19 protein-coding genes are annotated in these 16,619 nt (G+C 34.2%); 6 read left to right on the forward strand and 13 right to left on the reverse strand.

Annotated elements, in window-relative coordinates; genetic code table 11:
* Position 1: 1 nt before the first annotated feature.
* Positions 2-1,288: a kynureninase gene (gene kynU / locus ACTDJC_RS16280; RefSeq protein ID WP_440604056.1), complete on the reverse strand. Its 1,287-nt coding sequence runs from the start codon at positions 1,286-1,288 to the stop codon at positions 2-4.
* A 161-nt stretch (positions 1,289-1,449) separates the two neighbouring features.
* On the opposite strand from kynU, the gene ACTDJC_RS16285 reads away from it, so the two are divergent.
* Together ACTDJC_RS16285 and ACTDJC_RS16290 are read left to right on the forward strand one after the other, a co-directional pair.
* Positions 1,450-2,061, forward strand: a complete 612-nt coding sequence (locus ACTDJC_RS16285; protein ID WP_440604057.1) for a TetR/AcrR family transcriptional regulator — start codon at positions 1,450-1,452, stop codon at positions 2,059-2,061.
* A gap of 232 nt (positions 2,062-2,293) precedes the next feature.
* On the forward strand, positions 2,294-3,133 hold the full coding sequence (locus ACTDJC_RS16290) for an oxidoreductase (RefSeq protein WP_440604058.1): 840 nt from the start codon (positions 2,294-2,296) through the stop codon (positions 3,131-3,133).
* A gap of 118 nt (positions 3,134-3,251) precedes the next feature.
* Here ACTDJC_RS16290 and ACTDJC_RS16295 read toward each other — a convergent pair whose 3' ends face one another.
* The 5 genes from ACTDJC_RS16295 to ACTDJC_RS16315 form a co-directional block, all read right to left on the reverse strand.
* Positions 3,252-4,049, reverse strand: a complete 798-nt coding sequence (locus tag ACTDJC_RS16295) for an ABC transporter permease subunit (RefSeq protein ID WP_440604059.1) — start codon at positions 4,047-4,049, stop codon at positions 3,252-3,254.
* Positions 4,050-4,094: 45 nt separating this feature from the next.
* Positions 4,095-4,892 (reverse strand): ABC transporter permease subunit, encoded by a 798-nt coding sequence (locus ACTDJC_RS16300; RefSeq protein WP_440604060.1) that lies wholly within the window; start codon positions 4,890-4,892, stop codon positions 4,095-4,097.
* 6 nt (positions 4,893-4,898) lie between these two features.
* A complete protein-coding gene (locus tag ACTDJC_RS16305) occupies positions 4,899-5,783 on the reverse strand; it encodes an ABC transporter ATP-binding protein (RefSeq protein WP_429710722.1) in 885 nt (294 codons plus the stop codon).
* Between the two features lie 72 nt (positions 5,784-5,855).
* The gene (locus ACTDJC_RS16310; RefSeq protein ID WP_440604061.1) at positions 5,856-6,527 is read right to left on the reverse strand and encodes a TetR/AcrR family transcriptional regulator; all 672 of its coding nucleotides are present in this window, start codon (positions 6,525-6,527) and stop codon (positions 5,856-5,858) included.
* A gap of 234 nt (positions 6,528-6,761) precedes the next feature.
* On the reverse strand, positions 6,762-7,568 hold the full coding sequence (locus ACTDJC_RS16315) for an HAD family hydrolase (RefSeq protein ID WP_098310317.1): 807 nt from the start codon (positions 7,566-7,568) through the stop codon (positions 6,762-6,764).
* 230 nt (positions 7,569-7,798) lie between these two features.
* On the opposite strand from ACTDJC_RS16315, the gene ACTDJC_RS16320 reads away from it, so the two are divergent.
* Positions 7,799-8,524 carry an MBL fold metallo-hydrolase gene (locus tag ACTDJC_RS16320; RefSeq protein WP_440604062.1) on the forward strand — a complete coding sequence of 242 codons (726 nt, stop codon included), beginning with the start codon at positions 7,799-7,801 and terminating at the stop codon, positions 8,522-8,524.
* Positions 8,525-8,689: 165 nt separating this feature from the next.
* On the opposite strand, the gene ACTDJC_RS16325 is transcribed toward ACTDJC_RS16320, so the two are convergent.
* Positions 8,690-9,322 carry a LysE family translocator gene (locus ACTDJC_RS16325; RefSeq protein WP_440604063.1) on the reverse strand — a complete coding sequence of 211 codons (633 nt, stop codon included), beginning with the start codon at positions 9,320-9,322 and terminating at the stop codon, positions 8,690-8,692.
* 263 nt (positions 9,323-9,585) lie between these two features.
* Here ACTDJC_RS16325 and ACTDJC_RS16330 point away from each other — a divergent pair, with 263 nt between their 5' ends.
* Complete coding sequence (locus ACTDJC_RS16330) at positions 9,586-10,065, forward strand: YmaF family protein (protein WP_098310320.1); 480 nt, start codon at positions 9,586-9,588, stop codon at positions 10,063-10,065.
* Between the two features lie 243 nt (positions 10,066-10,308).
* Here the strand turns inward: ACTDJC_RS16330 and ACTDJC_RS16335 are convergent, their stop codons facing one another.
* From ACTDJC_RS16335 to ACTDJC_RS16360, 6 genes are all read right to left on the reverse strand, one after another.
* Positions 10,309-10,782 (reverse strand): CBO0543 family protein, encoded by a 474-nt coding sequence (locus ACTDJC_RS16335; protein ID WP_440604064.1) that lies wholly within the window; start codon positions 10,780-10,782, stop codon positions 10,309-10,311.
* Positions 10,679-11,869: a DUF2515 domain-containing protein gene (locus tag ACTDJC_RS16340; protein WP_440604065.1), complete on the reverse strand. Its 1,191-nt coding sequence runs from the start codon at positions 11,867-11,869 to the stop codon at positions 10,679-10,681. Before ACTDJC_RS16340 ends, ACTDJC_RS16335 begins: the two co-directional genes overlap by 104 nt.
* A gap of 368 nt (positions 11,870-12,237) precedes the next feature.
* Complete coding sequence (locus tag ACTDJC_RS16345) at positions 12,238-12,804, reverse strand: GNAT family N-acetyltransferase (RefSeq protein WP_440604066.1); 567 nt, start codon at positions 12,802-12,804, stop codon at positions 12,238-12,240.
* Positions 12,805-12,923: 119 nt separating this feature from the next.
* Positions 12,924-13,973 (reverse strand): P1 family peptidase, encoded by a 1,050-nt coding sequence (locus ACTDJC_RS16350; protein WP_440604067.1) that lies wholly within the window; start codon positions 13,971-13,973, stop codon positions 12,924-12,926.
* A 140-nt stretch (positions 13,974-14,113) separates the two neighbouring features.
* On the reverse strand, positions 14,114-14,704 hold the full coding sequence (gene clpP, locus ACTDJC_RS16355; protein WP_098310351.1) for an ATP-dependent Clp endopeptidase proteolytic subunit ClpP: 591 nt from the start codon (positions 14,702-14,704) through the stop codon (positions 14,114-14,116).
* 9 nt (positions 14,705-14,713) lie between these two features.
* On the reverse strand, positions 14,714-15,409 hold the full coding sequence (locus tag ACTDJC_RS16360; RefSeq protein ID WP_440604068.1) for an RNA polymerase subunit sigma-70: 696 nt from the start codon (positions 15,407-15,409) through the stop codon (positions 14,714-14,716).
* 182 nt (positions 15,410-15,591) lie between these two features.
* Here ACTDJC_RS16360 and ACTDJC_RS16365 point away from each other — a divergent pair, with 182 nt between their 5' ends.
* Positions 15,592-15,912, forward strand: coding sequence for a 2Fe-2S iron-sulfur cluster-binding protein (locus ACTDJC_RS16365; RefSeq protein ID WP_440604069.1), 321 nt, complete (start codon positions 15,592-15,594; stop codon positions 15,910-15,912).
* Between the two features lie 24 nt (positions 15,913-15,936).
* Positions 15,937-16,617: a ribose 5-phosphate isomerase A gene (gene rpiA, locus ACTDJC_RS16370; RefSeq protein WP_440604195.1), complete on the forward strand. Its 681-nt coding sequence runs from the start codon at positions 15,937-15,939 to the stop codon at positions 16,615-16,617.
* Positions 16,618-16,619 lie beyond the last annotated feature (2 nt).

The following is a 16,619-nucleotide window of genomic DNA, read 5'->3' on the forward strand; positions in this document are numbered from 1 at the left end:
CTTATGCCACAACCTCTCGCTTATTTTCAAATTGTTTATACTGCTCTTCCACCATAATCTTCTTCAAAATTTGTACGGCTTTCCATACTTCTTCATACGTGTTGTATAAAGCGACAGGAGCTAAACGAATACCATTTGGTGCGCGAAAATCAGGAATAATTCCATTCGCTTTTAGTGCCTTACAAATACGTGCTGCTTCTTTATGTTCTAAATAAATATGTCCGCCTCTTTTTTCATCTTCTAACGGATTACCAAGTGTAAAGCCCATATCTGTTAATTCATGATGTATTAGGTTTATCATATAGCGTGTAATATGAAGAGATTTCTGTCGTAATCGCTCTATGCCCGCTTCTTTAAAAATTTCTAAAGAACCGATAAGCGGAGCAACACTTAACACGTGTGGTGTTCCAATTTGATATGCACCGGCATGCCCGGCTGGCGTAAGTTCGTGTTCCATATCAAACTGTTTATCTTTTCGGGAACTAAACCAGCCTGCTAATCCTGGTAAACGATTAAAATGCTTTTTATTAACGTACAGGCCACCAACTCCACCTGGACCGGCATTTAAATATTTATAATTACACCAAACTGCAAAATCGACATCCCATTCTTGAAAGTGATGCGGAATAGAACCGATGGAATGACAAAGATCAAAGCCAATATGAATACCGCGTTTATGTGCTTCTTTCGTAAGAAGCTTCATATCTAAAATTTGCCCGCTTCGATATAACACGGCCGGTAGTACAATGAGCGCAATATCTTCTGTCATTGCTGCAATGATATCTTCTTCATTTAACATTCTTCCATCTCTGCTTTTCACTTGAACGAGGTGTTCAGCAGGATCTAGCCCTTTTAAACGAATTTGGCTTTGCAATGCGTAAATATCGGATGGGAATGTTAATTCATCAGCAAGGATTTTTGTTTTTCCTTCCTTTGGTTCATAAAACGTAGCGACAACTTGATGTAAATTTGTTGTCGTGGAGCCGGTTACAATTACTTCTTCAGGTGAAGCACCGATAAGTGGAGCGCTTAATTCTCCTAATTGCTCGGATAAGAAATACCATGGATGCTGTCCTTCTGTCCAACCATCAATGCCAAATTGTTTCCATGAATCTAGCAATGTTAATAAAGATTGTTCAGCTCGTTTTGATAAAAGCCCAAGTGAGTTTCCATCTAAATAAATTGTTCCTTCTTTTTTATAAAACTCATGTTGAAACGATGCAAGCTCATCATAAATGTCACATTGACGAGCATGCTCGTAAGATGGTTCAAATGGTTTTGAATACATTCTATCACCTTCTATTTAATTTTCTTTCAATTCTAATTAGTTAAAATATATCATCAAAACTGACATAGCGTCAATGACATAATGTCAGTTGACATTTAATAAATGTTTCACCTAGAATAAAGTTAAATTTTCTGATATTTCAACACAAAGGTGTGGTACATATGAGTAAAGATGTTTTCTCAGCTAGAAAACAACGTTCACTTGAAACAAAAAAGAAACTATTATTTGCTGGCCGTGAAGTCTTTATTGAACATGGATTTCAAAAAACAACAATTTCCCAGATTATCAAAAAGGCAGAAACAGGATACGGGACAGCATACGTATACTTTAAAAATAAAGATGATTTACTTATTGTATTAATGGATGATGTGATGAATCAATTTTATACAATCGCAGAACGTGTCTTTCAGCCAGTAACGAAGCAAGAAGCTCGTAGTATGATTCAGCAACAAGTGCGTGCATTTTTACAAATGGCGGAAATGGAAAGACAACTATTACAAGTGGTTGAAGAAGCAATCGGTGCTTCTGACGAAGTTCGGTACAGATGGAGCGCTATTCGAGAACGGTTTATTGAGCGGATTGTTCAAGATATTACGTATTCACAAAACAGCGGTTTAGCACGTAAAGATTTGAACTGTTTTTTAGTAGCGAGAAGTTGGTTCTTTGCGAATGAAATGTTTTTGTGGGAAATTGTTCGAAATGAACGAGATTTCTCTCTTGAAGATATTGTACATACATTAACGGAAATGTATATGGGTGGGCTTTATTCATAAAAACTAGTTTGTCTATACTGTTTAGATTATTTTAGGGAATAAAAACACTTTCGTATTATTTCCCTGGTAAGCGCATATTCCGACATGAAAAAAAGTAAATTCCCTAGAAATCTACTTTTTTACAGTACAAATATAAACGTGTATATGTTTCTATTTAATAAGCTATTGAATTTCTCCTTATCCTTTCGATATGATGAAATTAAACTTAATTTTAATAGAAAGAGAGAAACAAATGACAGAAAAAATCGTGATTATTACAGGTTCATCAAGTGGATTTGGACTCCTCACTTCATTAGAATTTGCTAAAAATGGCTATCTTGTAATTGCTACGATGCGAAATGTTGAAAAACAAACAGAGTTGATTGAAAAAGCTACATCGTTGCATATAGAACAAAATATAAAAATTCATCCGTTAGATGTAACTTCCGAAGAATCAATTGGGAAATTTACAATTTTTATAAACAATCTTGAACGGATAGATATTCTTATTAACAATGCGGGCTACGCAAGCGGTGGTTTTGCGGAGGAAATTCCAATTGAAGAATACCGTAAACAATTTGAGACAAACGTGTTCGGAGCTATCGCAGTAACACAGGCTATTCTTCCAATTATGAGAAGACAAAAACGAGGGAAAATTATTAATGTTAGTAGCATCAGTGGAAAAATGGGTTTCCCTGGCCTCTCCCCTTACGTTACTTCAAAATATGCACTTGAAGGTTGGAGTGAGTCCCTTCGTTTAGAAGTAAAACCGTTTGGGATCGACGTTTCATTAATTGAGCCGGGATCATATAACACAAATATTTGGGAAATCGGACAAAAACTCGCGGAAGCTACTTCCGAATCTGAGTCCCCCTACAAAGAATACATGAAGAAAATTGAACAACATATTCATAATGGGAGTGAAACTTTAGGAAATCCGAAAGATGTCGCTGAGAAAATAGTAGCTATTGCTGAATCGCAGCATCCAACTTTACGTTATCCAATTGGAAAAGGAGTAAAGTTAATGATTCTATTAAAAAATCTACTGCCGTGGAAATGGTGGGAGTTTCTCGTTTTAAGACGATTTAAATAGTGTGAAAAAAGATAGCTCATAGGCTGTCTTTTTTCACGCTACTCTTTATAGGTTCTGTTAAATTCCATTGTTGATTTTTATAACCATGAAAAAAAGACCGCAAATTACGGTCTTTTTACTAAACATTCAAATCTCTTTTTTTATAATAAACATAGGTTACGACTAAAAGTGATAGAATCAATATTAGTGAAATTACTACAAAGATTACATCTAAACCACCGCCATACATTACATTTTTCGCTTCAAAATATTTAAATGGTGTAAAATATCTTAAACCTTCCATATTCTCATTCAAATCAATAATGATTGATAACATATACGTAAGTAATAGGATTCCAGTAGCTACTGATGCAGCTGTTTTTGGTTTCTTTTTTACAGCAGCGAGTGCACTGCCGATAACCATAAATAAGACCTGCAAAATGAACATTGCCGCCATTAAGATTGCGATTTCACCATTAACCGCTTCACCATCGCTGTATTTCCCTAAAAGAATAATGGACGAAACGAATGTTACGAGATTAAAGATTACGATATTTGTGAATGCTGCCAATAGCTTTGCTGTAATAACTTTACTTCTAGATACTGGTTTTACGAATAAAAATTCAGATGTTTTATCCCGTTCTTCTTTGGCAATAATGGTTGCTCCGAGCATTACTGCATGAATGGTTGCCATTAATAATAAATAGAGAAAAAGCATACCATAATAGCCGCTGGCCTTCGTTAAATCCAAATCACTGAAACCTAATACAGCCCGCAGCGATTTTGGAATATCTGCCATCAAATCATTTATCGATTGGCCCGACGACGAATACGCTTCGTATTTAGTCATTCCTGATGCCACCATAAGGAAGACACCGATGCTCCAAAATATGAGCGATTTTCGATGAGACTTCAATTCTTTTAAAAATATATTCATGACCGAACCCCTCCATTTAGCTTTCCACAAGCAAAGCTAGCATTCTTAAACAGCATGGATATCCTTCTTGATATAGACAACATAACTAGCTGCAATAGCAAGAATAATAATAATTGCACCAACAATCAAAAATGTTGTTTCATAGCTGGAATGTTTAATGATATAGGCGGTGTCGAAATATTTAAACGGCGAAAAATAACGTTTCACTTCATCACCTGTCGTATCACTGAACATTCCCACAAAGTAGAATGCAAAGACGGTAGCGAGCGAGACGGTCAGCACGGATTTGATCTTTTGGACAATAACGGAAATGATAATTCCTAAGGATAGGAATATCAGCTGAATGAAGAAAATTGTAAGTGAAAGTAAAAAGAAAATTTTCAAGCTAAAATCATCAGTTTTAACTTGTAATGCCACAAAGCTGGCTGCAGCGAAATAAAAGATATTCGTCATGATAATCGAAACCAGCGCTGCCAATAACTTGGCTGTCAAAATTTTTGTACGGGTAACAGGCTTCGTTAGCAAAAAGTCCGCTGTTTTTTCACGGACTTCCTTATTGACAATGGAAGTGCCGAGATTCATCGCCTGGATTGCTGCGCAAAGAGTAATAAACGATAAAGGGAAGCTATAGAATCCTAAAATGGTAAAGAAATTTTCTTGATTAAACCCGATTGCATTTCTTATCGCCTCTGGATAATTTTCTAATATTTTCATAAAACCCTTTGCATCCTCAGCAAATGAAGAATACATCGACATAAAAATAATAATGATTACAATTAACGATAGCGACCATATGATTGTAGACTTTCGATAAGCCTTCAATTCATGCATAAAGATATTCATAGTTTCTTAGGCCTCCTTTTCGTAATAATGTATAAAGATCTCCTCAAGGTCCGGCTCTTCAATCCACAAATTCGCGATTTCAATTTCAGCAATTTTTTTCATCACCGTATTGATATTACCTTTAAATAAAAAGCTAGTTACGTTATTGTGAACCTCTAATTTATTGACCCCGTCGATTTGGAAGTAATTCTTGTCTAGGGCTGTTTTCGTCTCAATTTTAAATTTTTTATAGTTATTCTCTTGTAACGTACTAATCTTTTCTACCGTTACGATTTTCCCTTCTTTAATGATGGCAACACGATTACATAATCTTTGAACCTCATTGAGGATGTGCGACGAAAATAAAATCGTAGCACCTTTTTTATTCTCTTCCTCTAATAGTTCAAAGAATTTTTGCTGCATTAATGGGTCAAGCCCGCTCGTCGGTTCATCCAAAATAATGAGTTTAGGCTCATGGAGAAGCCCTTGAACAATCCCAACCTTCTTTTTGTTTCCTAAAGAAAGGTCATCAATTTTTTTATTGAGATCCAAGTCCATAATTTCTGCTAACTCTTTGATTCTCTTACTGCAATCCTTTTTATAAAAGCTGGCTGAGTATTTTAATAGGTCCTTTACTTTCATATTGTCATAGTAAAAAATTTCTGATGGTAAATAGCCAATTTCCTTTTTTATTTCTGGAGCAAATTGAATACAGTCTTTCCCAAAAATCGTGGCGCTGCCACTCGTTGGATAAATGAGCGATAATAATGTGCGAATCGTTGTCGACTTCCCAGCACCATTAGGTCCAATAAACCCGAAAATTTCACCCTGTTCAACATTAAAACTAATATCGGATATTCCTCTCGCCTTGCCATAAGTTTTGGTTAGATTTTTAATTTCTATTACGTTCATTTATAAAACCTCCCTTTTTCTCCTCAATCAGTTATGCGAAATGACCACTTTTGTATATAATTGATCACCTCCTTATTCGTATAAAGAATTTCTTAGTATTTTCAAGTATTCTTCCATTTCTGCTATTGTCTCCTCGCTATCGATTTGCTCCCAGGATAGGGACAATGCTTTTTCTTGCATTTGATAGGCGAACCCTTCCAATGTCCAATTAATAATGTTGATCGCCTTTTTGATATCAATCCCTTTTTTAAATTTAGAAAGATCAATATCGGAAAATAATTTATTAAAGGAATTTTCGAACAATTCCTTCACCCTGCGGTTTATATCAATTTTCACTGCGGGGGAGGAGTCTTTATAGATCGACTTAGCGAAATTTAACATTTCGGGATAAATTTGATATATTTCAATTTTCAGCAATGCGATTTGCCGATAGCGGACAAAAATGTCTTTTTCATCCCAATTTATTTTTTTTGTAATTTTTTCCATTAGAATATCGATCATATGTTCATACAAGAATAAATACAATTGCTTTTTATTTTGGAAATAATGGAATAATAACCCCTTTGATATCCCCGCTTCCTTGACGATTTCATTAGTCGATGCCTTATCATATCCCTTCTGGGCAAATTCATTTATCGCAGCATTTATTATGCGGTCTTGTTTTTCCTTATCCAGGTTCAAAAATTTTGAATACATAGGGGCAGCCCTCTTTTCTTTCATTCTAAAAATCGCAGTTGACCACATCAGTCAATCACATTGTACTCCCGTTGACCTCCCTGGTCAATGGTGTTCAAGCTATATTTTTTACAAAAAAATGAATTTTTTGAATTTGTAGCTTTGAAATAGTATTTGATCAAATTCATACTAATAACCTTGATAATCAAACAAAAAGAAAGAGCGTGTTTTAAAAAAATTGATTAAAACACGCTCTGAATATTTTTAATTCAATCCATCTTTTATAAAAAAGTTTGATCATTTTTAACTATTATTGACGGTACAAATTAACTTTTCTAATACTTGAGCTACACCGTCTTCATCATTAGACTTAGTAACAAAATATGCAATTGCTTTTAGTTCACGTATTGCATTTTCCATAGCGATCGGAAAACCACACGCATGAAAAAGCTCTAAATCATTCCAATCATCACCGAATGCCATTATGCTGTTCATCGGAATATGATTTTGAACACAAAGATCCATTATAGCCTGTTTCTTAGAAACGCCTTTGGCCATAATTTGAATTAAAGTTCCTGAATCGGTACACACCGTGTTTACTTTATGTTCAAATTGCTTGTGTAAATTCTCGTAATACGGATATTCTGAGATTAATAATTTTGAAGCATTGATTCTTTTAAATTCATGTAAAGAAACTACGATTGGGTTTACAATTGTATTCATAGATTTACTATAATCTAATGACCTATTACTGTACCACGTATCTTCTGATTCAATAGACAGACACGCATCCGAATGATGAGTAATCACATATTCAATAATTTCATTTGTAATAGCTGATTCAATCGGATAATGTTGTCTGTACTCTGATGTGTTATCAATAATTAAAGCACCGTTGTAATACACGATGGCTGCTATCTCTTGAAGTTCCTGAGGAAGAAAAGCTTTCACCGAACGCGGGGGTCTTGCTGTTGCAAAAATAACAGTTATTCCTTTTCTATAACATTCGAGTATAGCTTGTAAATTTCTTTTGGATACTTCTTTTTGCGAATTCAATAAAGTACCATCTAAATCTAAAACAATCGCTGTAACATTTGATGTAAGATCCACAGGAACAACTCCTTATTTAAAATATCTTTTTATATTCTTTATACAATTTTGAACTCCTCCTCTCTATTTGATTGAATCTAATAATAAGATCAATTCGGAGTATTGACAAAAATATTTATTTATGTTATGATTAAATATTTATTTATTGACTTAGGTTTTTTGGGTGTGATAAATAATATATGTAGGAGTTAATAATAATCCAAACACACCTATTAAGGGGGATTTAATCCATGAAGATTTCAAATGGAGTATCAATGCTTGAATTAAAAATACAAGGTTTCGTTTTGCATCCTACACTTATGTGGGACGAAGAAACAGCTGTTTTGATCGATACTGGTATGCCTGGACAGTTAGATCAAATCCGTACTGCTATGAATGATGTGGGGGTTCCTTTTGAAAAATTAAAAGCGGTCATTGTAACACACCAAGATTTAGATCACATTGGAAGCCTTCCTGAAATATTACATGCAGCTACTCATCAAATCGATGTGTATGCGCATGAACTTGATAAGCCATATATCGAAGGAATATTCCCACTTATGAAAACAGATCCTGAACGTATGAGCAAAGAAGCGTGGGCATCTCTTCCTAAGGAAATGCAATTCTTGTATATGAATCCTCCTAAATCGAAAGTAGATCAGACTTTAAAAGATGGACAAGAACTTCCCTATTGTGGAGGGATTCAAATAATTTATACACCTGGACATACCCCTGGGCATATTAGCCTTTATTTAAAGAAAAGCAAAACTCTTGTTGCCGGTGATGCTATGATATGTGTAAATGGTTCTTTACAAGGGCCTGTCGAGAAAACAACATTAGATATGAATAAGGCTCTTTCTTCTCTGGAGAAATATTTAGATTTAGATATTGAATCAGTAATTTGTTATCACGGAGGTATATGTACAAATACTCCAAAAGAACAAATTCAAAATCTTATAGATCCAGTTGGGATATAAAATATTAGATTAGATGTGCGATTTATAATACTTACAGAACGTAATAAAGTAGATTTTTAGATACAATACCTTCAAAAGAAAAGCCTCTTTAAGATTTTTCTAAAGAGGCTTTTTATATCCAATTAAACTTTCATATAACTTTTCTAAAAGGGGGCTTTTGTTTGCTTATTGAGGAGCTTTTGCTTGAAGTAACTTTAGCCCCATACCGATAAAAATGATTCCTGTTATTTTGTTCAGAACAGTTCCTACCTTTTCGTTTCCTCTTAGTTTTTTTGTAACATAGGAAGAAAAATGAGCAATAAATAGACACCACAATAATCCAGTGATTGTAAAAGTAAGTCCTAAAATAATAAAAGGTATAGGACTAGAAGCTTTTGTATCTATAAATTGCGGGAGAAATGCAATGAAAAATAAAGCAACTTTGGGATTCGTAAGACTTGTCAAAAATCCCTGTACATATATCTTTCTAACGTTCAGTTTACTAGTTGCAGTAGAATGAAAATTTACATTCGTTTTATCAATAATCATTCTAACTCCTAAATATACTAAGTAGATAACACCAATGATTTTAATAGCATTAAACAAGATAATAGATTTTGTAAGTATGATGGATAATCCAAAAGCAACTAATAAAGTGTGAACTAACGAGCCGGTAATAATACCAAAAACAGAATAAACACCTGCTTTTCTACCTTGCGAAATACTTCTTCCCACTATATACATTGTATCTGCACCAGGAATTAGATTTAAAAGAATTCCTGTAATTAAAAATACCTCATAATTTATTATTCCATACATTTTGACACCTCTTTCTATTTTTTGGTGCCCTTATTTATACTAAAACAAATTTTATAAAAACAACAGATTTTTACACTGTATTTTATTCCTTTTCTTCCACTATGATTCATAATACCGTTACACGAATGTCATCGGTAGTCAATTTATCTAACATGTTAAGAAAATCCCTTCAGAATAAAATTTGAAGGGATTTTCTTAACATATATTCTTACTAATTATAATAAAATGTACCATAACCTTATATAAAGGGAGGCATTATCTTTATGAATAGAGAATTTTCAGGTAGGGGGAAACAGAGAACGGAAAATACATCTAGGACGGAGAATATACCTAGAACGGAGAATATACCTAGAACGGAAAATATATCTAGCACAAAAACGAATAATGAAAACGTAACAGAACCAGCTATAGTATCTGCAGGAAAAGCACCAGATACGGTTCAGACACATGTACATGAATTTGTTGCTAGTACTAAACTGGCAGAAGAAGGAAACGAAAGGCATAATCATCGTTTTGCTGGATTTACAAGTGAAGTAATTCCAAAAGGAGATAGTCATGTACATATAATAATGGTTAATACTGACTTTTTTGATCATCATCATAAAGTTGCAATAGAAACAGGTCCTGCCATCCCAGTTGGCGACGGAAAACATGTACACTATGTTAAAGGAACTACTACATTAGACGACGGACATGTCCATGAAATAGAATTTGCTACTTTAATTCAAAAACCTCTTATATAAAAAAAACGCTGATGATAAAAAGTCAGCGTTTTTTTATGTATCCATTATACATGTAATATCAACATAACGCGTGTTATTGGAAATAAATATGGTTGCTCAATTAGCACTCGTTAACTTAATAACATCATCCATTCCCTTCATTGAACGGATAATTTTTTAATAAACCCTATTTAAATTTCAATACAGGATTTCGAACAATCTTTTTGTTTATTTTTTAGATCTCTTTAACACAATTTCCTGTTATTAAAACCAACGATAAAACTTCCATATAAGAATCATGAATATTGTGTATCCGAAAAAAGAATAAGAATGATGCCATGCTTCGCTATGAGTGAACCATCCTAACTGCTCCGCAAACCGTTCGGAAATACTCATACAAAGTCCAATCAAAGTGATAAATAGGATTTTTAAAAATGAAGGTAACATTCTTGCAATCCGTAAAAAGAACATAGTAAAGACTGGTAATATCAATAATGTAAACGCGACATTGATTGTAAATATATGTGGGAATGGTCTTGTTGGAAAGGCATACATTTGTTTACTGACAAACAGTAGGTCTAAATATGTTCCGATCAAACTAGAGAAAATGATAGTGGCTACAAAAGCCTGAGAGTTATTCCTCCCCTTCTTCTTCTCGGAGCAAGACATTTTTTTTGACCAGAATGGCAAATTCAATTTTTTCAAGCGTTTTGCAGTATTCATTATAAATCTTTCCATCTGCCATTTCTCCCTTATCGATTAAATAGTCCATGATGCGCCAGTCTTCAAACCAGTCTTCACTTTCCGCTTCTTCATGATGAAGATCTTTCCATGCGTATATTAGTCGCGGGCTATATAAACGATTTGCACCTTTTCTTAATTGGCAGTTCTTTATTCGACGTTCATAAAATGCACGAGAGAATGATTCATTTACATCATAAAATAAATGCGGCCAGTAGTCTTTTCGTGAACCAGTATGCGGATGATCATGAGCCCAATTTACTACTCTTTGCAAAACGTTCTCATGTCGAAACAGTAGTGAGTATAATCGTTTTCCGAGTAAAATCCGCTCATGCAGGGAGGTGAAATGTTTCATTGTATCGCCGAAAAGCAATATTTTTTGTTTAGTCTCATCTTTATAGAATGGAAAAAGGATATGATTAAAGCGGAAAAAATCATACAGTTTGAATCCAATATTATTCAGTACAGTCTTTTTAAAACGTTCATTTTGAATAACCCTTTTTTCTAAATAGCTTTGTTCATTAATAACGGTGGCAATAGCTAACGTATAGCGGTCACCTGTGCTCCAAAAATGATTCCATATCGTTTCCATAAACGTTGATACATGGAAATAAGGCAGAAGATGAAACAGTCTTTCGGATTTTTTCACACTTTGTTCGTACAATAAAAATTGCGGATATACATCCTGGAAGATTAACCAGTTGCCTCGTTCTAAAAAAGAAAAGAAGGTGCCTTGATCCTTTTCTGACAATAGCCTTGTATATAACTCCCCTTTTAAATCTGTCATATTCCAACCACCATTACGCGATACCATATGTCCAAGCAACGCCCAGTGTATTTCTGGGTATTGGAGGTAAAAACGATAATAAGCATGTGTTCGCGTCACATTATTTTTGTTGTGTTTTCTTGTTTGCTCTTTAATTTGGTGAATTAACATTGTCTCTTCTTCTGTTAATTTCCATGTTTTAACGAAAAGTTGCTTTTTTTCACTTTTTTTCTTTAATTCATTTTTTACATCTAAAAGAGAGTACGGAATTGTCTTGGAAAAGTTGTTCCATTTCCTTTTCCGGTCGTTATGGTGCATTCCTTTTCCTCCCATTACCATGAATGTCCTTCTACTATTTTATTACGAACGTTAGGAATAAATGATGATTGTTTTTTCATACAAGAGGTAGCCGCCAGCAAAATAAAGCTAGCAAAAAAAGAGATACCTCAAAACAAAAAATTTAATTATGAGAATTAATTTTTTTTTCGTTTTGGAGGTTTTCCGTTTCTCTAATTTGCTAGCAATGCAATGATAGGCGAATAATGATTGATAGAGGTTTATCCCGTATTAACGGGCAGTATGACCCCCACTGATGGAAGTTTCACTTTATTATCGTAAAAAACTTAAATGAAGGTTGTTACTTCTCTAAGAAAAGCATAAACTAAGTAAATGTAATTTTGTCTATATCATTTATAATCTTCTTGAAGAATACTATATATTTCTAAATCGACGACTCCCTTTCCGGACCATAAAGTAGCCTGTCTTAATAAACCTTCTTTTATAAATCCATTCTTTAGAAGCACTTTCTTTGATATCTCATTTGCCGGCATAACTTCAGCTTGAATTCTATTTATATGAACGTCTTCAAATAAAAATTTTACGATTGCATGAACCGCTTCAGGTGCAATACCTTTTCCCCAATACTTTTCTGCTAAAAAGTATCCGATTGTAACTATATTGACCTTTCGATTAAAATCCATTGCTTCAATGATTCCAACTAATGTATCACTTTCATTCTTTCGAAAAATCCCCCATTTAATTCTACTCTGTTTAATATAGTCCCTCTCAAAGTGTTGAATCATCTTACTTACCGTCTTCATATTATGTTTCGGTATAATTCCGCAGTATTCAAACACTTTATCGTTATTGTAGATTGCATATACGTCTTGTAAATGAACATCTTCAATTTTCTTTAATACTAAATTCTGAGATTCTAAAACTGGAAATTCTTCAAAAACTATTTCTATTTTCATGTTAATCCCCTTCTTAACGTGCTCTTTCTACCAAATTACACTACCTGGTGTATATGCACCAGGTAGTGTTTCTTACAAATAAAACTGTTTTGATTATGAGGAAACATACATAGAATTCGTTATTTTAAAATTTTTACTAACTTATCTAACGGCAATGCGTGCACTTGTCTTTGTTTTTGTCCTGTTATGGTTTCTGCCATACACATAGAATTAATAATTGCTTCTTGAACAGATTCAATTGCCGCTTCAAAAATAAAATCTAGCTGTTCTGATGGAAACATATCGACAGGATAAGCTTTTTCATTATCATAAGAATAGCAATTCCCAGTTGAAAAAGTCAGGAAAAAATCTCCACTACCTTCTTCTCCAATGGCTCCTAACCTAGCCATTGCTAGCGATGCTCTTTTTGATATTCTTTCACATTGTGAAGGCAATAATGGAGCATCCGTTGCTAATGTAACGAGAAGTGAGCCTGCATTTTCTGGAGTCCCCCATGGTAATGGTACTTCCATTTCATTTAATATGCTTCCAACAGGTTTATGATTAATAATAAGATCTTCTCTTCTACCAAAATTAGTTTGTACAAGAGCTCCAACTGTATAAGTACCTGATTCACACTCAACAATTCGGGAAGCGGTACCGATTCCGCCTTTAAATTCAAAACAGATCATTCCTGTACCGCCACCAACATTTCCTTCTTCAACTACACCAGATTTGGCATGTATAATCGCTTCTTCTAAATCTTCATATGTCATGGAGGTTTTTTCTAAATCACTTAACCAACCATCCCACGTCTCTGCCACTATTCCATTTGAAAAAGGTTCTAAATTTTCGACTCTTCTTGTAGCACGCGAAAGAAAATGATGCGCTAAACCGAGTAAATGACTGCCGGTAAAAACAATAGGAGTTACTAAAGTACCTGTTTCATCAATCCAATGGCTTCCAGTAAATTCTCCAGTTCCATTAAAAGAAAAGAATCCTGCTGGAAAATGCGACCCAGCTAGATTTCCGTTGTTAGGTAGAATAACAGTAAGTCCTGAACAAACATCTGTGTGTAAAATTGTTTTGTGACCGACGATTACGCCTTCTACATCGGTAATTGCATTAAATGTTCCTGGTTTCAATTTTCCGATATTAATATCTAAATCTCTTAATCTTTTCCTTTGCATTACAAGCTCCTTAAATAATATGTATTTTATATATTAATACTGAAGAATATATAATATTTTCATTTTATTCCATTAATTGAGAAAATTCAATTTAAAAAGAGGTTATTGAACGATAATGTTCAAACAACCCCTTTTCAGTATTAACCAATAATTCCGTCTACAATACCGTAAGTTTTTGCCTCTTCTGCGCTCATAAAATAATCTCGTTCTGTATCCCTTGCTACTTTCTCAACTGGCTGCCCTGTTTTATCAGCAATAATTTGATTAATATGTTCTTTTAACTTCAAAATCCGTCTTGCGGAAATTTCAATTTCCGTTGCTTGCCCTTGCGTTCCGCCAAGTGGCTGATGAATCATAATTTCGCTATTTGGTAAAGCGAAGCGTTTCCCTTCTGCTCCTGCCAGTAGCAATAACGCTCCGAATGAAGCGGCTAAACCGATACAAATGGTTTGTACATCCGGTTTAATATAATTCATCGTATCTAAAATCGCAAAACCAGCAGAAGTAGAACCGCCAGGACTGTTTATATAAATAGATATGTCTTTCTCTGCATCTTCTGCTGCGAGAAATAACAACTGCGCAACAACACTGCTGGCGACTTGTTCATTAATTTCTTGACCAATCATAATGATTCTATCCTTTAATAATCTGGAATAAATATCATACGAACGTTCTCCAAGTTTCGTTTGCTCTATAACATAAGGAATTGTATTCATAAAAAATCCCTCCAGTATTTTAGTTTAAGCAGCACATGAGAAACAGTTGTAAGAAGATTTTTGATGTAATAAAAGTAATGGTTGTTGTAGCGAGATTCTTGAAAATTTCAGTGTTGGTATAAGGTTTACCAACAGCTCTGGCGTTTGTTGCCGAATTGCTTTTATAAGTACTTCAATTTCTTCTTCCATATCTTTTGAAGGTCCAAAACGTTCCTCTTCTTTTATCGCTTTCAATTTGTTCCGTGTTCGAAATAATGAAGCTTTTACTGCTCCTTCTGACATCGAAGAAATTTTTGCGATATCAGCTAAGCTGTATTCAAACACATCCTTTAATAAGAAAATGACAGTTTGCATTTCGTTTAAACAAGATAGCATTGTTTCAATTAAAGCATACAATTCAGCAACGTTTGCATGCGGTTCATAAGAAGCTTCTTGACCATTTTCTCTTTCGTATGTTTTTGTTCGCATTTGATCCAGCCATTGATTACGAGCTACTTTGTATAACAACGTTAAACAAATACTTTGGTTCCATTCCGCATTCGTATATTTCTTCAATACTTTACATATTGTTTCTTGTGCTAGATCTTCTCCGTCCCATGTACTTTTCGTTAAAAATGTACAATAACGCTTTAGTTCCGCATAATGTTTAACAATAACAGATTTATTTGATTGTTGAATATCCGAATCGGATTGTGAAATCATCTTTCTCTTTGTATTCAAAGTGATCACTCCTTTTAAGCGCGCTTACTTAATAAACGATTTAACAAAGAAAAAAGTTACGGCATCTACGAATTTTTAAATGTAATTTTTTCACTAATGAAACGTTATATAGTCTTATGTTTACCTTATACATGGCAAGGTGATAATTATGTTATTAACATTTTATACAAGGAGGAGATAATATGCCAAAAATAACCGTTCCAGGAATAGGAACTTTTGAAGTGGAAAGCGGAACAAAATTAGTATTAGCGCTAGAAGATAACGGTGTAAATATTCTTCACCGCTGCGGTGGAAAAGCAAAATGTACAACTTGCCGAGTAGAAATATTAGATGGTGATTTTTGTGAACTTAACAAGGTTGAAAAGCATGTATTTGCGGAAAAAGGTGTAGAAGATTACTTACGTTTATCGTGTCAAGTGTATGTAAATGCAGATATGACAGTACGTCCTGTCTTAACAGTGGAGACTTCCGGAATGGATGCGGGACCAAGGCCAGCTGAATAAATTGTACGATGAGGAGGTAATATGTTGCATGCAAAGCGCTTAGCTGGTGAATATGCTGTTGATTTCATAAGAGAAGGTATGACAATTGGACTTGGTACTGGTTCAACTGTATATTGGACAATACAAAAATTAGGAGAACTTGTAAGAGAAGGTCTAGCGATTCGTGGTGTACCTACTTCTAGACAAACAGAACAACTTGCGAAAGAGCTACAAATTCCTTTAGTGTCATTATCTGAAGTAGATGAACTTGATTTAACTATTGATGGAGCAGATGAAATAAGTGATGATTTACAATTAACAAAAGGTGGTGGCGGTGCACTTCTTCGTGAAAAGTTAGTTGCAACTGCATCAAAACAGCTTATTATTGTAGCAGATGAATCTAAATTAGTGTCCCGTTTAGGTGGATTTCCATTGCCTGTTGAAGTTGTTCCTTTTGCAACAGAGCATACAGCACAGAGAATCCGCACATTATTAGGCTGTACAACTACTTTACGTCTTCAAAATAATCAACCATACATAACAGACAATGGAAATTTTATTGTAGATTGTGCTTTTCCTGATTTCATAACAAATCCAAGTGAAACACATCAATTTTTGAAAACATTAACAGGTGTAGTTGAGACAGGTTTATTCATTAACATGGCTCAAATAGTTGTTATTGGTCAAAGTAATGGTGTGAAAAAATTAAAATCTCAGAACAAATAGAT

Origin of the sequence: Bacillus sp. GB_SG_008 (genome assembly GCF_052038115.1) — a bacterium.
GTDB classification, from domain to species: Bacteria; Bacillota; Bacilli; order Bacillales; family Bacillaceae_G; genus Bacillus_A; species Bacillus_A rhizoplanae.

Bases quoted from the DNA above. Each gene is read 5' to 3' on its own strand.
- ACTDJC_RS16305 (WP_429710722.1), bottom strand. From the start codon at position 5,783: ATGAACGTAATAGAAATTAAAAATCTAACCAAAACTTATGGCAAGGCG.
- ACTDJC_RS16300 (WP_440604060.1), bottom strand. From the start codon at position 4,892: ATGAATATCTTTATGCATGAATTGAAGGCTTATCGAAAGTCTACAATC.
- ACTDJC_RS16335 (WP_440604064.1), bottom strand. From the start codon at position 10,782: ATGGAAAGATTTATAATGAATACTGCAAAACGCTTGAAAAAATTGAAT.
- ACTDJC_RS16325 (WP_440604063.1), bottom strand. From the start codon at position 9,322: ATGTATGGAATAATAAATTATGAGGTATTTTTAATTACAGGAATTCTT.
- ACTDJC_RS16320 (WP_440604062.1), top strand. From the start codon at position 7,799: ATGAAGATTTCAAATGGAGTATCAATGCTTGAATTAAAAATACAAGGT.
- ACTDJC_RS16345 (WP_440604066.1), bottom strand. From the start codon at position 12,804: ATGAAAATAGAAATAGTTTTTGAAGAATTTCCAGTTTTAGAATCTCAG.
- kynU (WP_440604056.1), bottom strand. From the start codon at position 1,288: ATGTATTCAAAACCATTTGAACCATCTTACGAGCATGCTCGTCAATGT.
- ACTDJC_RS16350 (WP_440604067.1), bottom strand. From the start codon at position 13,973: ATGCAAAGGAAAAGATTAAGAGATTTAGATATTAATATCGGAAAATTG.
- ACTDJC_RS16310 (WP_440604061.1), bottom strand. From the start codon at position 6,527: ATGTGGTCAACTGCGATTTTTAGAATGAAAGAAAAGAGGGCTGCCCCT.
- ACTDJC_RS16340 (WP_440604065.1), bottom strand. From the start codon at position 11,869: ATGCACCATAACGACCGGAAAAGGAAATGGAACAACTTTTCCAAGACA.
- ACTDJC_RS16285 (WP_440604057.1), top strand. From the start codon at position 1,450: ATGAGTAAAGATGTTTTCTCAGCTAGAAAACAACGTTCACTTGAAACA.
- ACTDJC_RS16290 (WP_440604058.1), top strand. From the start codon at position 2,294: ATGACAGAAAAAATCGTGATTATTACAGGTTCATCAAGTGGATTTGGA.
- ACTDJC_RS16330 (WP_098310320.1), top strand. From the start codon at position 9,586: ATGAATAGAGAATTTTCAGGTAGGGGGAAACAGAGAACGGAAAATACA.
- ACTDJC_RS16295 (WP_440604059.1), bottom strand. From the start codon at position 4,049: ATGAATATATTTTTAAAAGAATTGAAGTCTCATCGAAAATCGCTCATA.
- ACTDJC_RS16365 (WP_440604069.1), top strand. From the start codon at position 15,592: ATGCCAAAAATAACCGTTCCAGGAATAGGAACTTTTGAAGTGGAAAGC.